16 protein-coding genes are annotated in these 18254 nt (G+C 61.9%); 7 read left to right on the forward strand and 9 right to left on the reverse strand.

What is annotated here, in order from left to right; translation table 11 throughout:
- The first annotated feature begins 93 nt into the window (after window positions 1-93).
- Entirely contained in the window at window positions 94-1497 is a 1404-nt protein-coding gene (locus JN756_RS31135) for a NorM family multidrug efflux MATE transporter (RefSeq protein WP_017846029.1), read from the forward strand.
- A gap of 50 nt (window positions 1498-1547) precedes the next feature.
- On the opposite strand, the gene JN756_RS31140 is transcribed toward JN756_RS31135, so the two are convergent.
- Window positions 1548-3212: a putative bifunctional diguanylate cyclase/phosphodiesterase gene (locus JN756_RS31140; RefSeq protein ID WP_017846030.1), complete on the reverse strand. Its 1665-nt coding sequence runs from the start codon at window positions 3210-3212 to the stop codon at window positions 1548-1550.
- 255 nt (window positions 3213-3467) lie between these two features.
- On the opposite strand from JN756_RS31140, the gene rep reads away from it, so the two are divergent.
- Together rep and JN756_RS31150 are read left to right on the forward strand one after the other, a co-directional pair.
- The gene (gene rep / locus JN756_RS31145) at window positions 3468-5477 is read left to right on the forward strand and encodes a DNA helicase Rep (protein WP_046381655.1); all 2010 of its coding nucleotides are present in this window, start codon (window positions 3468-3470) and stop codon (window positions 5475-5477) included.
- A gap of 58 nt (window positions 5478-5535) precedes the next feature.
- Window positions 5536-6108: a xanthine phosphoribosyltransferase gene (locus JN756_RS31150; RefSeq protein WP_017846032.1), complete on the forward strand. Its 573-nt coding sequence runs from the start codon at window positions 5536-5538 to the stop codon at window positions 6106-6108.
- A gap of 131 nt (window positions 6109-6239) precedes the next feature.
- Here the strand turns inward: JN756_RS31150 and JN756_RS31155 are convergent, their stop codons facing one another.
- The 6 genes from JN756_RS31155 to dadA all read right to left on the reverse strand — a co-directional run bounded on the left by JN756_RS31155 (window position 6240) and on the right by dadA (window position 12338).
- Window positions 6240-8162, reverse strand: coding sequence for an acetyl-CoA hydrolase/transferase C-terminal domain-containing protein (locus JN756_RS31155; RefSeq protein ID WP_017846033.1), 1923 nt, complete (start codon window positions 8160-8162; stop codon window positions 6240-6242).
- Window positions 8163-8298: 136 nt separating this feature from the next.
- Window positions 8299-8712, reverse strand: a complete 414-nt coding sequence (locus tag JN756_RS31160) for a c-type cytochrome (protein WP_026139909.1) — start codon at window positions 8710-8712, stop codon at window positions 8299-8301.
- A gap of 181 nt (window positions 8713-8893) precedes the next feature.
- Window positions 8894-9442 (reverse strand): cupin domain-containing protein, encoded by a 549-nt coding sequence (locus JN756_RS31165; protein ID WP_046381653.1) that lies wholly within the window; start codon window positions 9440-9442, stop codon window positions 8894-8896.
- Between the two features lie 116 nt (window positions 9443-9558).
- Window positions 9559-10632, reverse strand: a complete 1074-nt coding sequence (gene alr, locus JN756_RS31170; RefSeq protein WP_201021647.1) for an alanine racemase — start codon at window positions 10630-10632, stop codon at window positions 9559-9561.
- A gap of 79 nt (window positions 10633-10711) precedes the next feature.
- On the reverse strand, window positions 10712-11065 hold the full coding sequence (locus JN756_RS31175; protein ID WP_017846037.1) for a RidA family protein: 354 nt from the start codon (window positions 11063-11065) through the stop codon (window positions 10712-10714).
- A complete protein-coding gene (gene dadA, locus JN756_RS31180; RefSeq protein ID WP_017846038.1) occupies window positions 11037-12338 on the reverse strand; it encodes a D-amino acid dehydrogenase in 1302 nt (433 codons plus the stop codon). Before dadA ends, JN756_RS31175 begins: the two co-directional genes overlap by 29 nt.
- Window positions 12339-12493: 155 nt before the next feature.
- Between dadA and JN756_RS31185 the strand changes: the two genes are divergently transcribed.
- Window positions 12494-12982 carry an Lrp/AsnC ligand binding domain-containing protein gene (locus JN756_RS31185; RefSeq protein ID WP_017846039.1) on the forward strand — a complete coding sequence of 163 codons (489 nt, stop codon included), beginning with the start codon at window positions 12494-12496 and terminating at the stop codon, window positions 12980-12982.
- 47 nt (window positions 12983-13029) lie between these two features.
- Here the strand turns inward: JN756_RS31185 and JN756_RS31190 are convergent, their stop codons facing one another.
- A complete protein-coding gene (locus JN756_RS31190; protein ID WP_017135860.1) occupies window positions 13030-13383 on the reverse strand; it encodes a YkgJ family cysteine cluster protein in 354 nt (117 codons plus the stop codon).
- 114 nt (window positions 13384-13497) lie between these two features.
- Between JN756_RS31190 and JN756_RS31195 the strand changes: the two genes are divergently transcribed.
- A complete protein-coding gene (locus tag JN756_RS31195) occupies window positions 13498-14790 on the forward strand; it encodes an NAD(P)/FAD-dependent oxidoreductase (protein WP_046381651.1) in 1293 nt (430 codons plus the stop codon).
- A 1-nt stretch (window position 14791) separates the two neighbouring features.
- On the opposite strand, the gene JN756_RS31200 is transcribed toward JN756_RS31195, so the two are convergent.
- Window positions 14792-15016 (reverse strand): DUF1127 domain-containing protein, encoded by a 225-nt coding sequence (locus tag JN756_RS31200; protein WP_017846042.1) that lies wholly within the window; start codon window positions 15014-15016, stop codon window positions 14792-14794.
- A gap of 165 nt (window positions 15017-15181) precedes the next feature.
- Here JN756_RS31200 and JN756_RS31205 point away from each other — a divergent pair, with 165 nt between their 5' ends.
- Entirely contained in the window at window positions 15182-16606 is a 1425-nt protein-coding gene (locus JN756_RS31205; RefSeq protein WP_046385149.1) for an aminotransferase-like domain-containing protein, read from the forward strand.
- Window positions 16607-16668: 62 nt separating this feature from the next.
- A complete protein-coding gene (locus JN756_RS31210) occupies window positions 16669-18237 on the forward strand; it encodes a phospholipase D family protein (RefSeq protein ID WP_201021648.1) in 1569 nt (522 codons plus the stop codon).
- Window positions 18238-18254 lie beyond the last annotated feature (17 nt).

An 18254-nucleotide genomic window follows, 5' to 3' on the forward strand; every position in this document is an offset into this window, starting at 1 on the left:
TAATCATGCGACCAATCGCTTTTATCCCTTTGTGCAATGAGCTGAGAGCGCCGAGAATCGACGTTCTCCCCCTCCTCCGAAAATTTGAGCGTGATGATCATGCAACATCCGGCACGTACCGAACTCTGGGCCATTCTGCGGCTGTCAGGGCCGTTGATTGCCTCACAGTTGGCGCACATGCTGATGGTGCTGACCGACACCCTGATGATGGCCCGCCTGAGCCCCGAGGCCCTGGCCGGCGGTGGCCTGGGCGCGGCGAGCTACTCGTTCGTGGCGATTTTCTGCATCGGCGTGATTGCTGCCGTGGGCACCCTTGTCGCCATCCGCCACGGCGCGGGCGATATCGACGGCGCCACCCGCCTGACCCAGGCCGGGCTGTGGCTCGCCTGGCTGATGGCCTTGGCGGCGGCGCTGCTGCTGTGGAACCTCAAGCCGGTGCTGCTGATGTTCGGCCAGACCGAGACCAACGTGGACGCGGCGGGGCAATTCCTTACGATCCTGCCGTTCGCCCTGCCCGGCTACCTGAGTTTCATGGCCCTGCGCGGCTTCACCAGCGCGATCGGCAAAGCCACACCGGTGATGGTGATCAGTCTCGGCGGCACAGTGGTCAACTACCTGCTCAACCACGCGCTGATCGAGGGCATGTTCGGCCTGCCGAAACTCGGCTTGATGGGCATCGGCCTGGTCACGGCCATCGTCGCCAATGGCATGGCGCTGGCACTGATGGCGTACATCCGCAGCAACCGCGCGTACTCAGCCTACCCGCTGAGCGCAGGCCTGTTGCGTCTGAACACCCACTACTTGCGCGAGCTGTGGCGGCTGGGCCTGCCGATTGGCGGCACCTACGCGGTGGAAGTCGGGTTGTTTGCCTTCGCCGCGCTGTGCATGGGCACCATGGGCAGTACGCAATTGGCGGCGCATCAGATCGCGCTGCAAATCGTCTCGGTGGCGTTCATGGTGCCGGCGGGAATGTCCTACGCGGTGACCATGCGTATCGGCCAGCACTATGGCGCCGGGCAACTGCTGCAGGCGCGCATGGCGGGGCGTGTCGGCATCGGCTTTGGCGCGGCGGTGATGTTGGGATTTGCCGCGGTGCTGTGGCTGTATTCCGATCCGCTGGTCGGGCTGTTCCTCGACCATAACGACCCAGCATTCCACGAGGTGATCGTGCTCGCCGTCAGCCTGCTGGCCGTGGCGGCCTGGTTCGAGCTGTTCGACGGCGTGCAGACCATCGCCATGGGCTGCATCCGTGGGCTCAAGGACGCCAAGACCACCTTCCTGGTGGGCCTGGGTTGCTATTGGCTAATCGGTGCGCCAGCGGCCTGGTGGATGGCCTTCACCCTGGGCTGGGGGCCGACCGGGGTGTGGTGGGGCCTGGCGCTGGGCCTGGCCTGTGCGGCGATCAGCCTGACCTGTGCGTTCGAGGCGAAGATGAAGCGCATGATTCGGCAGGAGCCAGACGCTCAACGCTCATTCCATGCCGCGCAGACCGACTAGAAGTCTTGCGCGGTTGAAATGTGGGGGCGGGTTGGCAAGAAAAGGATGAGCTAGCCCAACAAAGCCTGCTGGTCCTTGCCGAACGTCAGGTAGTCCACCAACTCCGGCAATGGCAGCGGTTTGCTGATCAGGTAACCCTGGGCCTGGTCGCAACCGAACAAACGTAACAGCGCCAGTTGTTCCGCGGTTTCCACGCCTTCGGCCACCACTTCCAGGTTGAGGTTGTGGGCCAGGTTGATCATGGCGTGGACCAGCTTGCGGTTTTCTTCACGCTCTTCCATGCCGCCGACGAAACTCTTGTCGATCTTCAACAAGGCAATCGGCAGGCTGTTGAGGTGGACGAACGATGAGAAGCCGGTGCCGAAGTCGTCGAGGGAAAAGCGCACACCGAGGCGACCGAGGGCGTCCATGGTCTGCTTGACCAGGTCACTGCGGCGCATCACGGCGGTTTCGGTCAGCTCGAATTCCAGCCATTGCGCATCCACCCCGCGCTCGACAATCAGCCGGCTGAGGGTTGAGAGCAGTTGGCTGTCCTGGAACTGGCGGAACGACAGGTTGACCGCCATATGCAGCGGCGGCAGGCCGCGTTCGCGCAGGTCCTGCATGTCGCGCAGGGCCCGGGAGATCACCCAGTAACCCAGCGGTACGATCAACCCACTCTGTTCGGCCAGCGGCACGAATTCGCTGGGCGGCAACAGGCCGCGCTCGCCATGGCGCCAGCGCACCAGGGCTTCGAGGCCGACGATATGGCCGTCGTCCAGGTCGAGGCGCGGCTGGTAGTGCAGTTCCAGTTCGTCGCGACGCAGCGCGCGGCGCAATTCGCTTTCCAGGTCGGCCAGGCTGCGGGCGTTGCGGTTGATACGTTCGTTGAAGATATGAAAGGTGCAGCCCTGGGTGCTTTTGGCTTGCTGCATGGCGATATGGGCATGCCACATCAACGGGTCGGCGCCGGCACGCGCGCGGGCATGCGCGACGCCCAGGCTGCAACCGATCAGCAGGCTCTCGCCATCCACCCAATACGGTTCGGCCATGGCTTCGGTGATGCGCTCGGCCATCCATTCGGCACGCTGGGGCGCGCGGCGGGTGTCGATCAGCAAGGCAAACTCATCGCTGCCCAGGCGCGCCAGTTGGTCGCCGGCTTCGAGCTGGCTCTTGAGCCGCGAAACCACTTGCAGGATCAGCCGGTCGCCGGCCTGGTGGCCGAGGGCATCGTTGGCGTGGCGGAAGTTGTCGAGGTCCAGGTGGCCCAGGGCCAGGCCGCGCCCTTCGTTGTCTGCCAGGCGTGCGGCCAACAGGGTCTGGAAGCCCTGGCGGTTGGCGATACCGGTCAGCGGGTCTTGTTCGGCCAGGCGCTGCAAGGTGTTTTCCAGCACGCCACGTTCGCGCACATGGCGCAGGCAGCGGCGCAGGGTGTCGGCGTCCATGGCAAGACGGATCAGCCAGTCACTGACTCCCAGGGGCGCCACCAACGGCTCCTGTTCCAGCAACAACACGCACGGCAAGCTGCAACGGCCCGGGCCGGGTTGCAGGTTGGGCGTGGTCAACAGCACGGCGCTGTGGTCGTCATCGAACAGACGACTCACCGAGTCCCAGTTGGGCGCGCTGATCAGCACAGCCCCGTCGCCCATCGGCACCAGGCACTCGCGCAACAATGCTGCCCACTCAGGCGTATCGGCCAGTAGCAGCAAACGCAAGGGTTCGACAGGCGTGGACAAGCTAGCTCCCTAGACTCTGCAAGATTTCGTTGGCGGCAAGTATTATGACGTCAGGTCGAGCATTCACAAATGATAAAAGTTATCAAATACGAGCAGTACGCACAAAAGTCGCAAATACCCCCACATCCTGCGGCAAAGTAGCAAAAGCGGCAAATTTAGATCGAGTGGTACGTCACACCGTCGATCCAAGGCAGCAGAATCTCACCAGCCTGTTAAAATGCCCGCCCTTTTGAACAACGACTCCCTGAACTCTGTATGTCCCGACTCAATCCCCGGCAGCAAGAAGCCGTGAACTACGTCGGCGGCCCTCTATTGGTGCTCGCCGGTGCTGGCTCCGGCAAGACCAGCGTGATCACCCGCAAGATCGCGCACCTGATCCAGAACTGCGGCATCCGCGCCCAGTACATCGTCGCCATGACCTTTACCAACAAGGCGGCGCGGGAAATGAAAGAGCGGGTCGGCACCCTACTCAAGGGTGGCGAAGGCCGCGGCCTCACGGTGTGTACGTTCCACAACCTGGGGCTGAACATCATCCGCAAGGAGCATGTGCGGCTGGGCTACAAGCCGGGTTTCTCGATCTTCGACGAGACCGACGTCAAAGCCCTGATGACCGACATCATGCAGAAGGAATACGCGGGCGACGACGGCGTCGACGAGATCAAGAACATGATCGGCGCCTGGAAAAACGACCTGGTCCTGCCGCCCGAAGCCCTGGAAAACGCGCGCAACCCCAAGGAACAGACCGCCGCCATCGTCTACACCCACTACCAGCGCACGCTCAAGGCGTTCAACGCGGTGGACTTCGACGACCTGATCCTGCTGCCGGTGAAGCTGTTCCAGGAACACGCCGACATCCTCGAGAAGTGGCAGAACAAGGTACGTTACCTGCTGGTGGACGAATACCAGGACACCAACGCCAGCCAATACCTGCTGGTGAAGTTGCTGATCGGCAAGCGCAACCAGTTCACCGTGGTGGGCGACGATGACCAGTCGATCTACGCCTGGCGCGGCGCCCGCCCGGAAAACCTGATGCTGCTCAAGGACGACTATCCGTCCCTGAAAGTGGTGATGCTGGAACAGAACTACCGCTCCACCAGCCGCATCCTGCGCTGCGCCAACGTGCTGATCTCGAACAACCCCCACGAGTTTGAAAAACAACTGTGGAGCGAGATGGGCCATGGCGACGAGATCCGCGTGATCCGCTGCCGCAACGAAGACGCCGAAGCCGAGCGCGTGGCCGTGGAAATCCTCAGCCTGCACTTGCGCACCGACCGGCCCTACAGCGACTTCGCGATCCTCTATCGCGGCAACTACCAGGCCAAGCTGATCGAGCTGAAACTGCAGCACCATCAGGTGCCGTATCGTCTGTCCGGCGGCAACAGCTTTTTCGGACGCCAGGAAGTCAAAGACCTGATGGCCTACTTCCGCCTGATCGTCAACCCGGACGACGACAACGCCTTCCTGCGCGTGATCAACGTACCGCGTCGGGAAATCGGTTCGACCACCCTGGAAAAACTCGGCAACTACGCCACCGAACGCAAGATCTCGATGTACGCCGCCACCGACGAAATCGGCCTGGGCGAACACCTGGACACGCGCTTCACCGATCGCCTGTCGCGCTTCAAGCGCTTCATGGACAAAGTGCGCGAGCAATGCGCCGGCGAAGACCCGATCAGCGCCCTGCGCAGCATGGTCATGGACATCGACTATGAAAACTGGCTGCGCACCAACAGCTCCAGCGACAAGGCCGCGGACTACCGCATGGGCAACGTCTGGTTCCTGATCGAAGCGTTGAAGAACACCCTGGAAAAAGACGAAGACGGCGAAATGACCGTCGAAGACGCCATCGGCAAGCTGGTGCTGCGCGACATGCTCGAGCGCCAGCAAGAAGAGGAAGACGGCGCCGAAGGTGTACAGATGATGACCTTGCATGCGTCCAAGGGCCTGGAATTTCCCTACGTGTTCATCATGGGCATGGAAGAGGAAATCCTCCCGCACCGCTCCAGCATCGAAGCCGACACCATCGAGGAAGAACGGCGCCTGGCCTACGTGGGCATTACCCGCGCGCGCCAGACATTGGCCTTCACCTTTGCCGCCAAGCGCAAGCAATACGGCGAAATCATCGATTGCGCCCCCAGCCGGTTCCTCGACGAACTGCCGCCGGACGACCTGGCCTGGGAAGGCAACGATGACACCCCGACCGAGGTCAAGGCCGTTCGCGGCAACACCGCCCTGGCGGATATTCGCGCGATGTTAAAGCGCTAGAATCGACTATTTTTTAATCTACTTTCGGCGCACCGTGCGCCATTAGAGGAAGCGTTCCGTGGAAGCACTGCACAAGAAAATTCGCGAAGAAGGCGTCGTGCTTTCCGATCAGGTACTCAAAGTCGACGCCTTTCTGAACCATCAGATCGACCCGGCACTGATGAAACTGATCGGCGACGAATTCGCCGCGCTGTTCAAGGATTCGGGGATCACCAAGATCGTCACCATCGAAGCCTCGGGGATCGCCCCGGCGATCATGACCGGCCTGAACCTCGGCGTGCCGGTGATCTTCGCCCGTAAGCAACAGTCCCTGACCCTGACCGAAAACCTGCTGTCGGCAACGGTGTATTCCTTCACCAAGAAAGTCGAAAGCACCGTAGCGATCTCGCCGCGCCACCTGACCAGCAGCGACCGCGTGCTGATCATCGATGACTTCCTGGCCAACGGGAAGGCGTCCCAGGCGCTGATCTCGATCATCAAGCAGGCCGGTGCCACCGTTGCCGGCCTGGGGATCGTGATCGAGAAGTCGTTCCAGGGCGGGCGTGCCGAGCTGGATGCGCAGGGTTATCGGGTTGAATCGCTGGCGCGCGTGAAGTCGCTGAGCGGTGGTGTCGTCACCTTCATCGAGTAATCGCTGACGGAACCCGGTTAAACATGTGGGAGGGGCGGTGCGACGATTCGACTTGCCCCCGATAGCAGTGGCTCAGCCAACACATTTGTGTGACTGATACACCGCTATCGGGGGCAAGCCCCCTCCTACATTTAGTGCGCGGTGGCCTGGAGGCCGGCGAGCAACAGCCGCTGATACACGTCCTCTTTGAGCCCTTCCGGCTGGTCCAACCCCATCCGCTTCAGATGCTCGGGAAACGCCTCCGGCTCCGGTGCATCCAGCGCCGCCTTGCCCAGGTCGAAAATCTCGCTCAGCTTGAATTTGCTCTTGAGCCAGTTCAACCCCCGCAACAGGTCCCGTTCGACATCCGTGAAGTCGGTGCCCAGCGGATACTCCGGAAACAACCGGCGATGCCGGGCCTGAAGGCTCTGGAGCCGCTGCGGAGTGTTGTCGGTAAAGCGCGGGTCCAGCTGGAAATCCCGGGGTAGCTTGCCGGCCTCTTGCGCCTGCTCGATCAAGTCGCCCTGGAACCTGGAGTCGGTGATGTTGAGCAACGCCTCAATTACCTTGGCATCGGTCTGACCGCGCAAGTCGGCAATTCCGTATTCGGTGATGACAATGTCCCGCAGGTGCCGTGGGATCGTGCAATGGCCGTACTCCCACACGATATTGGAACTGACCTCCCCCGCCGCCTCGCGCCAGCTGCGCAACATCAGGATCGCGCGCGCGCCTTCCAGCGCGTGGGCCTGGGCAACAAAATTGTACTGCCCGCCCACGCCACTGAGCACGTGGCCACCTTCCAGTTGGTCGGCAACCCCGGCGCCGAGCAAGGTCACCACGATCGCGCTGTTGATGAACCGCGCATCCAGACGCTGCAAACGCTTGAGTTCTTCCTGCCCGTACAGCTCGTTGATGTAGCTGATGCGCGTCATGTTGAACGCCTGACGCTTGGCGAGGGTCATGTCCTGCAAGCGTTGGTAAAAACTACGCGGGCCAACGAAAAAACCGCCATGGATCGAAATGCCGTCGGGCTGGGCCGCATCATCGAGCAGGCCGGCATTTGCCTGTTCCTGCGTCGCCACATCCGGGTAGACCTTGCGCCGCACAATCCCCGCATCCGCCAGCACCAGCAGGCCGTTGACGAACATTTCGCTGCAACCATAAAGGCCTTTGGCAAACGGCTCGACGCCCCCTTCACGGCTGATCAGCGCCGCCCAGCGGTACACATCGAGGTCGGTCAGCAGCAGCCGATAGGCTTCGTTATCGGCCTGGCGCGCAAGCAAGGCGGCGGTCAGCGCATCGCCCATCGAACCGATACCGATCTGCAAGGTGCCGCCATCGCGCACCAGGGTGCTGGCATGCAGGCCGATAAAATGGTCCTGGAAACCCACCGGCATATTCGGTGTGGAGAACAGCGTGCTGCTGTCCTTTTCATCGAGCAGGTAGTCGAACGCATCCATGCCCAACTCCGAATCCCCGGGCATGTAGGGCAAATCGGTGTGGACCTGGCCGACCATCAGCACGGTTTCCCCAGCGGCGCGACGCTTGGCGATCATCGGCAGCAGGTCGAGGGTGACATCGGGGTTGCAGCTCAGGCTCAGCCGGTCGGGGTGCTCGGCGCTGCTGGCCACCAACTGCGCCACCAGGTTCAGGCCGGCGGCGTAGATATCGCGCGCGGCATGGCTGTAGTTGCTGCTGACGTAGTCCTGTTGCGCGGATTGGCTATGAAGCAGGCTGCCGGGCTGCATGAAAAATTGCTGGACGTGGATATTCGCCGGCAGGCTGTCCTTGTGCAGATCGGCGAGATAATCCAGCTCGGGATAATCGCCAAACACCCGCTCGGTAAACGGTTCCAGGAAGCGCTTCTGCAAGCCATCGCCCAACGCCGGGCGACCCAGGCTCAAGGCGGTATAGATCGTCAGCGCCCGCTCCGGCAGCTTGGCGATACGTCGGTACAGCGCGTTGACGAACAGATTGGGCTTGCCCAGGCCCAGGGGCAGGCCCATGTGGATATGCGCTGGCAAGCGCGCGAGTACGTCGTCAACGGCTTGCTCGATTGAACATAACTGCACCATCCGACCCTCCTGAACATTTGATGATTAGGGGTTGGATAGAGAGTGGCCCGTCTTGGTTGCAAAGAACAGCCTCAACCCCCGATCGCAGGCACAAAAAAGCCGCTCGTAAGCGGCATTTTTGACGAAGATCGCTGGATTACAACCCGGACATCTTCTTGATCGCACCTTTCAGATCAGCATCCGTGCAATCAGCACAGGTGCCTTTTGGCGGCATGGCATTGATACCCGTGATCGCCTTGGCCAGGATGCCGTCGAGGCCGCCCTGGTGGTCGGCGCGGTCTTTCCAGGCGGCGGTGTCGCCGATTTTCGGAGCACCCAACAGGCCGGTTCCGTGGCATGCATTGCAGTGCTTGGCAATGATCTCATCCGGTGTTTTCGCACCGCCGCCGCCGCCCGCTGTTGCGGCGACTTCCATCCCCTTGCACTCCTGCCCCTGCACACACACTTGGCCAACAGGCTCCAAGCGCTTGGCAATGTCATCATTGGTCGCAGCTTGAGCGCTGACAGCCCATAGGGCCAGTACGGTTGCTGGTGCAGCCAGCATTTTCATAATTAGGTTCACGCGTTCACCCTCAATGGTGGCTATTCACGCCTGCGGCCACGGTTTCGCAGGCGGCGAAAGTATAACGGTTAGCCCGTCTGGCTGAAACAACCCTATTAAGCAAAGGGAGATTCAGTCTCACGGAATACGCTGCGGGAGTCTCTGCAATGCTGGCAGGACGCCTCTTCTGTCAAAAGTTCGCGGGCGTGGCTGCGCTGATTAGTCGCGCCGGCACATCGAACGGATTACGAAAACGATGGGGCTTGGTGCTTTCAAAGTAGTAGCTATCGCCAGCTTCGAGCACAAAAGTTTCAAGACCGACGACCAATTCCAGGCGACCTTCCACCAGAATCCCGGTTTCTTCGCCTTCGTGGGTGAGCATTTCTTCGCCAGTATCGGCGCCAGGCGGGTAAATTTCGTTGAGAAACGTGATCGCCCGGCTCGGATGTGCGCGACCCACCAGTTTCATGGTGACGGCGCCGTCGGAGATATCAATCAGCTCGTTGGCTTTATAGACTACCTGGGTCGGTATTTCCTGGAGGATTTCCTCGGAAAAGAACTCGACCATCGACATGGGAATGCCGCCCAGCACCTTGCGCAAGGAACTGATGGAAGGGCTGACACTGTTTTTTTCGATCATCGAAATGGTGCTGTTGGTGACACCCGCACGCTTGGCGAGCTCGCGCTGGGAAAGACCCTTCAGTTTACGGATGGATTGCAGTCGTTCGCCGACGTCCAATGCGGGAGCCTCCTAGGATTCAGGCTTTGTTGTAATTGAGCGTTATCATGGCGACAGCGTTCAGTATTTACAACACTTGGGCCTAAATCCTCCCCTGCACCGTTCGTAGAGGCCGATCAAGCCCCGGAATAGAGCCTTGGCACGCGGCGCAGGTTGCAGAAGATCTGGTAGGGGATGGTCTCGGCGGCGGCCGCGACGTCACTGGCGAGGATGTTCTTGCCCCACAGCTCCACGGTGGAACCGAGGCCGGCCTGGGGCACGTCGGTGAGGTCGACGCACAGCATGTCCATGGACACCCGGCCGAGCAATTGGCTGCGCTGCCCCGCCACCAGCACCGGCGTGCCGGTGGGGGCGTGACGTGGATAACCGTCGGCATAGCCCATGGCAACCACGCCGACCCGCATCGGTTTCGGCGTGATGAATTTGGCACCGTAGCCCACCGGCTCGCCGGCCGGCAGTTCGCGCACGCAGATGACTTTCGATTCCAGGGTCATTACCGGCTGCAAGCGCGCGGCGGTGGCCTGGTCTTCACCAAACGGCGTCGTGCCGTACAACATGATGCCGGGGCGTACCCAGTCGCTGGGCACCTTCGGCCAGCCCATCACCGCCGGCGAATTGCGCAGGCTGACCTCGGCCGACAGCCCCTGGCGCGCCGCTTCGAACACCGCCACTTGTTCATTGCTGCGCACGCAATCGAGCTCATCGGCGCGAGCGAAGTGGCTCATCAATACGATCTTCGCCGCCTTACCGCTGGCGAGCAGGCGCTGGTACGCCTCGTGGTAGTCCTTGGGGTGCAGGCCGACGCGGTGCATGCCCGAGTCCAGTTTGAGCCACACGGTGAGGGGCTTGCGCAAGGCCGCCTGCTCGATGGCCTCCAGTTGCCACAGCGAATGCACCACGCACCAGAAATCATGCTCGACGATCAGCGGCAGCTCGTCGGCTTCGAAAAACCCTTCCAGCAGCAATACCGGCGCGCGGATACCGGCAGCCCGCAGCTCCAGTGCTTCCTCGATACAGGCCACGGCAAAACCATCGGCCTCGGCTTCCAGCGCCTGGGCCACGCGCACCGCGCCATGGCCGTAGGCATCGGCCTTGATCACAGCGAGGGCCTTGGCCCCCGTGACTTCACGGGCCAATTGGTAATTGTGGCGCAGGGCTTGGAGGTCGATCAGGGCACGGGCAGGACGCATGGCGGCAGGCTTCTAGGCGGCAGAGTGAAAAAAAACCGGCACCGACCAACCGCATCGGTACCGGGAGAGGGATCGTTGCTTAAGGCAGGGCGGCCACGACGGACAGCTCCACCAGGATTTGCGGCTCGCACAGTTTCGCTTCAACCGTGGCGCGGGCCGGGGCGACGCCTTTGGGCAGCCATGCGTCCCACACCGCGTTCATGCCGGCGAAGTCGGCGTCGATGTCTTTGAGGTAGATCGTCACCGACAGCAGCTTGCTTTTGTCGGTGCCGGCCAAGTCCAGCAAACGCTCGATATTGGCCAGGGTTTCACGGGTCTGTTGTTCAATCCCGGCACTCAGGTCGTCGCCGACTTGCCCTGCCAGGTACACGGTGCCGCCGTGGGCAACGATCTGGCTCATGCGCTCATTGGTGAGCTGGCGCTGGATTGACATGTTTTGCAGACTCCTGGTGGTTGCCATAACGGGAAATATCGAGGCCTTCGGCACTGATCTGCGGCGTTTTCTTGGCCATCAGGTCAGCCAGCAAACGACCGGAGCCGCACGCCATGGTCCAACCGAGGGTGCCGTGGCCGGTGTTCAGGAACAGATTCTTGAACGGGGTGGCGCCGACAATCGGCGTACCGTCCGGTGTGGTCGGACGCAGGCCGGTCCAAAAGATTGCTTCGGTCAGATTGCCGCCCTGAGGATAAAGGTCGTTGACGATCATCTCCAGGGTTTCACGCCGACGAGGGTTCAGCGACAGGTCAAAACCGGCGATTTCAGCCATGCCGCCGACACGGATGCGGTTGTCGAAACGGGTGATCGCGACCTTGTAGGTCTCGTCGAGAATGGTCGACGTCGGCGCCATCGCCGGGTTGGTGATCGGCACGGTCAGCGAGTAGCCCTTGAGCGGGTACACCGGCGCCTTGATCCCCAGCGGCTTGAGCAACTGCGGCGAATAACTGCCGAGGGCCAGGACGTAGCGGTCGGCGGTTTCCAGCTTGCCGTCGATCCACACACCGTTGATGCGATCACCGGCGTGGTCGAGGCGCTGGATGTCCTGTTCGAAACGGAACTCCACGCCCAACTGCTTGCACATGTCGGCCAGGCGCGTGGTGAACATCTGGCAGTCGCCGGTCTGGTCGTTCGGCAGGCGCAGGGCACCGGCGAGGATGTCGGTGACACTGGCCAGGGCCGGTTCGACGCGGGCGATGCCGGCACGGTCAAGCAATTCGAACGGCACGCCGGACTCTTTCAACACGGCGATATCTTTGGCAGCGCCATCGAGCTGCGCCTGGGTGCGGAACAGTTGGGTCGTACCGAGGCTGCGGCCTTCGTAGGCAATGCCGGTTTCAGCGCGCAGTTCGTCGAGGCAATCGCGGCTGTACTCGGACAGGCGGACCATGCGCTCCTTGTTCACCGCATACCGGCTGGCGGTGCAGTTGCGCAGCATCTGCGCCATCCACAGGTATTGGTTGATATCGGCGGTGGCCTTGATCGCCAGCGGCGCGTGGCGTTGCAGCAGCCACTTGATGGCCTTGAGCGGCACACCCGGCGCGGCCCATGGCGAGGCGTAGCCTGGAGAGACCTGGCCGGCGTTGGCGAAACTGGTTTCCATGGCCGCGGCTGGCTGGCGGTCGACCACGACCACCTCAAAACCGGCTCGCGCCAAATAGTAGGCACTGGTCACACCAATGACGCCGCTACCCAAGACCAGAACGCGCATTTTTATATCCTCATCGCGGCTTGACCGCCGACGTGTGTTGTTCGAGCAATGATGTGAGCAGTATAAAAAGCAATCACCAGTGCATTTCACTATATAAATGCCTATATTTGGCGACAATTCTTGGCAACAACCCTTTTCACAGAGGCGTATCCCCTATGCGTACCAACACCCAGACCAAACGGGAGCTGGACAAGATCGACCGGAACATCTTGCGCATCCTACAAGCCGACGGGCGCATTTCGTTCACGGAGCTGGGGGAAAAGGTCGGACTGTCGACCACCCCCTGCACCGAGCGCGTGCGCCGCCTTGAGCGTGAAGGGATCATCATGGGCTACAACGCACGCCTCAACCCCCAGCATTTGAAGGCGAGTTTGCTGGTATTTGTCGAGATCAGCCTCGACTACAAATCCGGCGACACCTTTGAAGAATTCCGCCGCGCCGTGCTGAAATTGCCCCATGTGCTGGAGTGCCACTTGGTCTCGGGGGACTTCGACTACCTGGTGAAAGCGCGGATCTCCGAGATGGCCTCGTACCGCAAACTGCTCGGCGACATCCTGCTCAAACTGCCCCATGTGCGGGAGTCCAAGAGCTATATCGTGATGGAAGAGGTGAAAGAGAGCCTCAATCTGCCCATCCCCGACTGACTGACACAACCGGGTCAATGTGGGAGGGGGCTTGCTTACTCCCACATTTAGACCAGCACCTGCCGGGTACTCGCCATGTATTCGTGGATCTGCTTCTCCACCCGCGGGTGAATCAGCTCCACCGGCCGCCGTCCATTGGGGCACGGCAAGGTCTTTGTGGTGCCGAAAAGCCTACAGATCAGCGGGCGCTCGTCATACACCGTGCAGCCATTGGGCCCCAGGTGTACGCAGTTCAACTCGTCCATGGCGGCTTCCTGTTCGGCAGCGGTCTTACGCGGCAGGCGCGACATTTCCTCGGGGGAAGTCGTCACCGGCCCACAGCAATCGTGGCAACCGGGGACGCACTCGAACGAGGGAATCTGTCGGCGCAATGCGCTGATTTTCTGACTGTTGCAACTCATCGAAACACGTACCGAACGGCGAATAGGCGTGGATTCTGCCGCAAAACCCCGCGGTGAGACAGCTTCGTCCGACCGCTGTATCCTGCGTCAAATTTTCCAAACGGGGATGTTCCCATGACTGCCAGCGCCCGGCACACCGCTTCCTACTACGCCGCCAGCAGCCTGCCGCAACCCGACTATCCGGCGTTGGCCGGCGAAACAGTGGCCGACGTGTGCGTGATCGGCGGCGGTTTTTCCGGGCTCAACACCGCGCTGGAACTGGCCGAACGCGGGTTCAGCGTGGTGCTGCTGGAAGCGCGCAAGATCGCCTGGGGCGCCAGCGGACGCAATGGCGGCCAGTTGATCCGCGGCGTTGGCCATGGCCTGGAGCAATTCACCAACGTGATCGGCACCGACGGCGTGCGCCAGATGAAACTGATGGGCCTGGAGGCGGTAGAAATCGTGCGCGAACGCGTCGAGCGTTTCCAGATCGCCTGCGACCTGACCTGGGGCTACTGCGACCTGGCCAACAAACCCCGCGACCTGCTCGGCCTCGCCGAAGACGCCGAAGAATTGCGCAGCCTGGGCTATCGCCACGAAGTACGCCTGCTGCAAGCCAGCGAAATGGGCAGTGTGATCGGTTCCGAGCGCTACGTGGGCGGCATGATCGACATGGGCTCGGGCCATCTGCACCCGCTGAACCTGGCCCTCGGCGAGGCAGCTGCCGCCCAAAAACTCGGCGTGCAACTGTTCGAACACTCCGAAGTGACGCGCATCGACTACGGCCCCGAGGTCAACGTACACACCGCCCGCGGCAATGTGCGCGCCAAGACCCTGGTACTGGCCTGCAACGCCTATCTGAAGGGGCTCAACCCACTGCTGAGCGGCAAAGTGCTGCCGGCCGGCAGCTATATCATCGCCACCGAGCCGTTAAGCGCCGCCCAGGCGGCCCAATTGCTGCCGCAAAACATGGCGGTGTGTGATCAGCGGGTGACGGTGGACTACTTCCGACTGTCTGCCGACCGTCGTCTGCTGTTCGGCGGCGCCTGCCACTATTCCGGGCGCGACCCCAAGGACATCGGCGCCTACATGCGGCCGAAGATGGTGCAGGTGTTCCCCCAACTGGCCGACGTGAAGATCGACTATCAATGGGGCGGCATGATCGGCATCGGTGCCAACCGCTTGCCGCAGATCGGCCGATTGGCAGATCAACCCAACGTGTATTACGCCCAGGCCTACGCCGGTCATGGCCTCAACGCGACACACCTGGCGGGCAAGCTGCTGGGCGAAGCCATCAGCGGCCAGCAGCAGGGACGTTTCGATCTGTTCGCCCAGGTGCCGCACATCACCTTCCCCGGCGGCAAGCACTTGCGCTCGCCGCTGTTGGCGCTGGGGATGCTCTGGCACCGGTTGAAAGAACTGGTGTGACTCAACTGCGCCAGAACGGCTTCAAGCCTTCCTGGCGCGCCTGCTCGGCGGTCAACCCGATATCCCGCAGTTGCTCGGCAGTCAGCTCCAGCAGCACCTTGCGCGTGTGGCGACGGTGCCAGAACAGGCTCCAGCGGTTGCGGGTCGGGGCCGACATCGCCCGCGCCTGCCCCGCTTCGAGTTCCTGGCCGTGTAACGTCAGCCGCACATCGCTCATGCCGTTCATTTTGTCGTCCTCATTTGCTGGTTGCCATGAGTGACTAGAATGAGCGAGTGGACAAAACCATTACAGATTCAACCAATTTTTATTAAATCCATACAGATACTGCCCACGAGTGGCTGAATCCTGTATTTTCCCAGAATCTGTACTGGTCCCCTGGGAGTGATCACCGTGACCCTTTACGTCAACCTCGCCGAATTGTTGGGCACCCGCATCGAACAGGGCTTCTACCGCCCCGGTGACCGGCTGCCTTCCGTAAGGGCCTTGAGTGTCGAGCACGGGGTCAGTTTGAGCACCGTGCAGCAAGCGTATCGCATGCTGGAAGACAACGGTCTGGCGATGCCGAAGCCCAAGTCCGGTTACTTCGTGCCCGTCGGCCGTGAGCTGCCGGCCTTGCCCGAAGTCGGCCGCCCGGCCCAGCGCCCGGTGGAAATTTCCCAGTGGGACCAAGTGCTCGAGTTGATCCGCGCGGTACCGCGCAAAGATGTCGTACAGCTGGGCCGCGGCATGCCGGATGTGTTGTCGCCCACCCTCAAGCCGCTGCTGCGCAGCCTGGCCCGCGTCAGCCGGCGCCAGGACCTGCCGGGGCTGTATTACGACAATATCCTCGGCTGTATGGAGTTGCGCGAACAAATCGCCCGACTGTCATTGGATTCCGGCTGCCAGTTGACCGCCGAAGACATCGTGATCACCACCGGCTGCCATGAGGCGCTGTCTGCCAGCATCCGCTCCATCTGCGAGCCGGGGGATATCGTTGCGGTGGACTCGCCGAGCTTCCACGGCGCCATGCAGACCCTCAAGGGCCTGGGCATGAAAGCCCTGGAAATCCCCACGGACCCGCTCACCGGCATCAGCCTCGAAGCCCTGGAACTGGCGCTGGAACAGTGGCCGATCAAAGTCATTCAACTGACCCCAAACTGCAACAATCCTTTGGGCTACATCATGCCGGAGGCACGCAAGCGGGCGCTGTTGACCCTGGCCCAGCGCTTTGACGTGGCGATCATCGAAGACGATGTATATGGCGAACTGGCCTACAGCTACCCGCGCCCGCGCACCATCAAATCCTTCGACGAAGATGGCCGCGTGTTGCTCTGCAGCTCGTTCTCGAAAACCCTGGCGCCAGGCCTGCGGATTGGCTGGGTCGCGCCGGGCCGCTACCTGGAGCGGGTGTTGCACATGAAATACATCAGCACCGGCTCCACTGCGACCCAGCCGCAGATCGCCATCGCCGAATTTCTCAAGGGCGGCCATTTCGAACCGCATTTGCGGCGGATGCGTACTCAATACCAACGTAATCGCGACATGATGCTCGACTGGGTCAGCCGTTATTTCCCCGCCGGCACCCGCGCCAGCCGACCTCAAGGCAGCTTCATGCTGTGGATCGAGCTGCCGGAAGGTTTCGACACCCTCAAGCTCAACCGGGTGTTGGTGGAACAAGGCGTACAAATCGCCGTGGGCAGTATCTTTTCCGCGTCCGGCAAGTACAGGAATTGCCTGCGCATGAACTACGCTGCCAAACCTACGCCGCAGATTGAAGAGGCGGTGCGCAAAGTCGGCGCCGTCGCGAGCAAGATGCTGGCCGAGGCCGCCGACTGACCTTTCCGGGAAAATAGCCGTCCTATGTCGACAACCGCCCTGATCTGAAAACGGTGCCCTTGATGACTCGACGGCTTTTAGCGTTTTTCCTGTTGGGCGCCCTGGCCCTGGGCGGCTGCGCCACGGTGAATGTGCCGCGCATCCCCAGCGATGCCCTGCCGGCGACGCAGTCGTCGTTCGGCCGTTCGATCCAGGCCCAGGCCGCGCCACATCAGGGCCGCTCCGGCTTTCGCCTGCTGCCCAACAGCAGCGAGGCGTTCATGGCCCGCGCCGAACTGATCCGCAACGCCCAGACCAGCCTCGACCTGCAGTACTACATCGTCCACGACGGCATCAGCACCCGCCTGCTCGTGGATGAACTGCTCAAGGCCGCCGACCGTGGCGTGCGTGTGCGTATCCTGCTGGACGACACCACCAGCGACGGCCTCGATCAGGTCATCGCCACCCTCGCCGCCCACCCCAACATCCAGATTCGCCTGTTCAACCCGCTGCACCTGGGGCGCAGCACCGGCGTGACGCGCGCCATGGGGCGCCTGCTCAACCTGTCGCTGCAACATCGGCGCATGCACAACAAACTGTGGCTGGCGGACAACAGCGCGGCCATCGTCGGCGGGCGCAACCTGGGCGACGAGTATTTCGACGCCGAACCCAACCTGAATTTCACCGACATCGACATGCTCAGCGTGGGCCCGGTGGCCGAGCAACTCGGCCACAGTTTCGACCAGTATTGGAACAGCGCCCTGAGCAAGCCCATCAATGAATTCATCTCCAACCTGCCGTCCAAAGGCGACCTGACCAGCGCACGCCTACGCCTGGAAGAATCCCTGGCCCAGTCGCGCCAACAGAACCACGCCTTGTACAACCGCCTGCGCACCTACAAGACCGAACCGCGCCTGGACATCTGGCGGCGCGAGCTGATCTGGGCCTGGAACCAGGCGTTGTGGGACGCCCCGAGCAAGGTACTCGCCAAGAATGATCCGGACCCGCGCCTGCTGCTGACCACCCAACTGGAACCGGAACTCGAAGGCGTCAACCATGAGTTGATGATGATTTCGGCGTATTTCGTGCCGGGGCAGCCGGGCCTGGTGTACCTGACCGGTCGCGCGGACGCGGGCGTCTCGGTGAGCCTGCTGACCAACTCCCTCGAAGCCACCGACGTGCCGGCCGTACACGGCGGCTACGCGCTCTATCGCAAGGCGCTGCTGGAGCACGGCGTGAAACTCTATGAGTTGCGCCGCCAACCCGGCGCACCCCGCACAGGCAGCGGGCCCCACCTGTTTCGTCGCGGCCTGTTCCTCGGCTCGGACTCCAGCCTGCACAGCAAGGCGATGATTTTTGATCGGCAGAAATCGTTTATCGGCTCGTTCAACTTCGACCCGCGTTCGGTGCTGTGGAATACCGAAGTCGGCGTGCTGGTGGACAGCCCTGAGCTGGCCGAACACCTGCGCAATCTGGCGCTGCAAGGCATGGCGCCAGCATTGAGCTACGAGGCGAAATTACAGGATGGCCAGGTGGTGTGGACCACCGAGGATAACGGGCAACCGCACACCCTGACCCGCGAGCCGGGCAGCTGGTGGCGCCACTTCAATGCCTGGTTCGCCACCTCCGTCGGCCTGGAACGCATGCTGTAGGAGCGAGCTTGCTCGCG

This window comes from Pseudomonas sp. Y39-6 (assembly GCF_023651955.1).
Taxonomy (GTDB): Bacteria; Pseudomonadota; Gammaproteobacteria; order Pseudomonadales; family Pseudomonadaceae; genus Aquipseudomonas; species Aquipseudomonas veronii.

Bases quoted from the DNA above. Each gene is read 5' to 3' on its own strand.
- JN756_RS31135 (WP_017846029.1), top strand. From the start codon at position 94: ATGATCATGCAACATCCGGCACGTACCGAACTCTGGGCCATTCTGCGG.
- rep (WP_046381655.1), top strand. From the start codon at position 3,468: ATGTCCCGACTCAATCCCCGGCAGCAAGAAGCCGTGAACTACGTCGGC.
- JN756_RS31155 (WP_017846033.1), bottom strand. From the start codon at position 8,162: ATGGTGCAGTTATGTTCAATCGAGCAAGCCGTTGACGACGTACTCGCG.
- JN756_RS31160 (WP_026139909.1), bottom strand. From the start codon at position 8,712: ATGAAAATGCTGGCTGCACCAGCAACCGTACTGGCCCTATGGGCTGTC.
- alr (WP_201021647.1), bottom strand. From the start codon at position 10,632: ATGCGTCCTGCCCGTGCCCTGATCGACCTCCAAGCCCTGCGCCACAAT.
- JN756_RS31175 (WP_017846037.1), bottom strand. From the start codon at position 11,065: ATGTCAATCCAGCGCCAGCTCACCAATGAGCGCATGAGCCAGATCGTT.
- dadA (WP_017846038.1), bottom strand. From the start codon at position 12,338: ATGCGCGTTCTGGTCTTGGGTAGCGGCGTCATTGGTGTGACCAGTGCC.
- JN756_RS31185 (WP_017846039.1), top strand. From the start codon at position 12,494: ATGCGTACCAACACCCAGACCAAACGGGAGCTGGACAAGATCGACCGG.
- JN756_RS31190 (WP_017135860.1), bottom strand. From the start codon at position 13,383: ATGAGTTGCAACAGTCAGAAAATCAGCGCATTGCGCCGACAGATTCCC.
- JN756_RS31195 (WP_046381651.1), top strand. From the start codon at position 13,498: ATGACTGCCAGCGCCCGGCACACCGCTTCCTACTACGCCGCCAGCAGC.
- JN756_RS31200 (WP_017846042.1), bottom strand. From the start codon at position 15,016: ATGAACGGCATGAGCGATGTGCGGCTGACGTTACACGGCCAGGAACTC.
- JN756_RS31210 (WP_201021648.1), top strand. From the start codon at position 16,669: ATGACTCGACGGCTTTTAGCGTTTTTCCTGTTGGGCGCCCTGGCCCTG.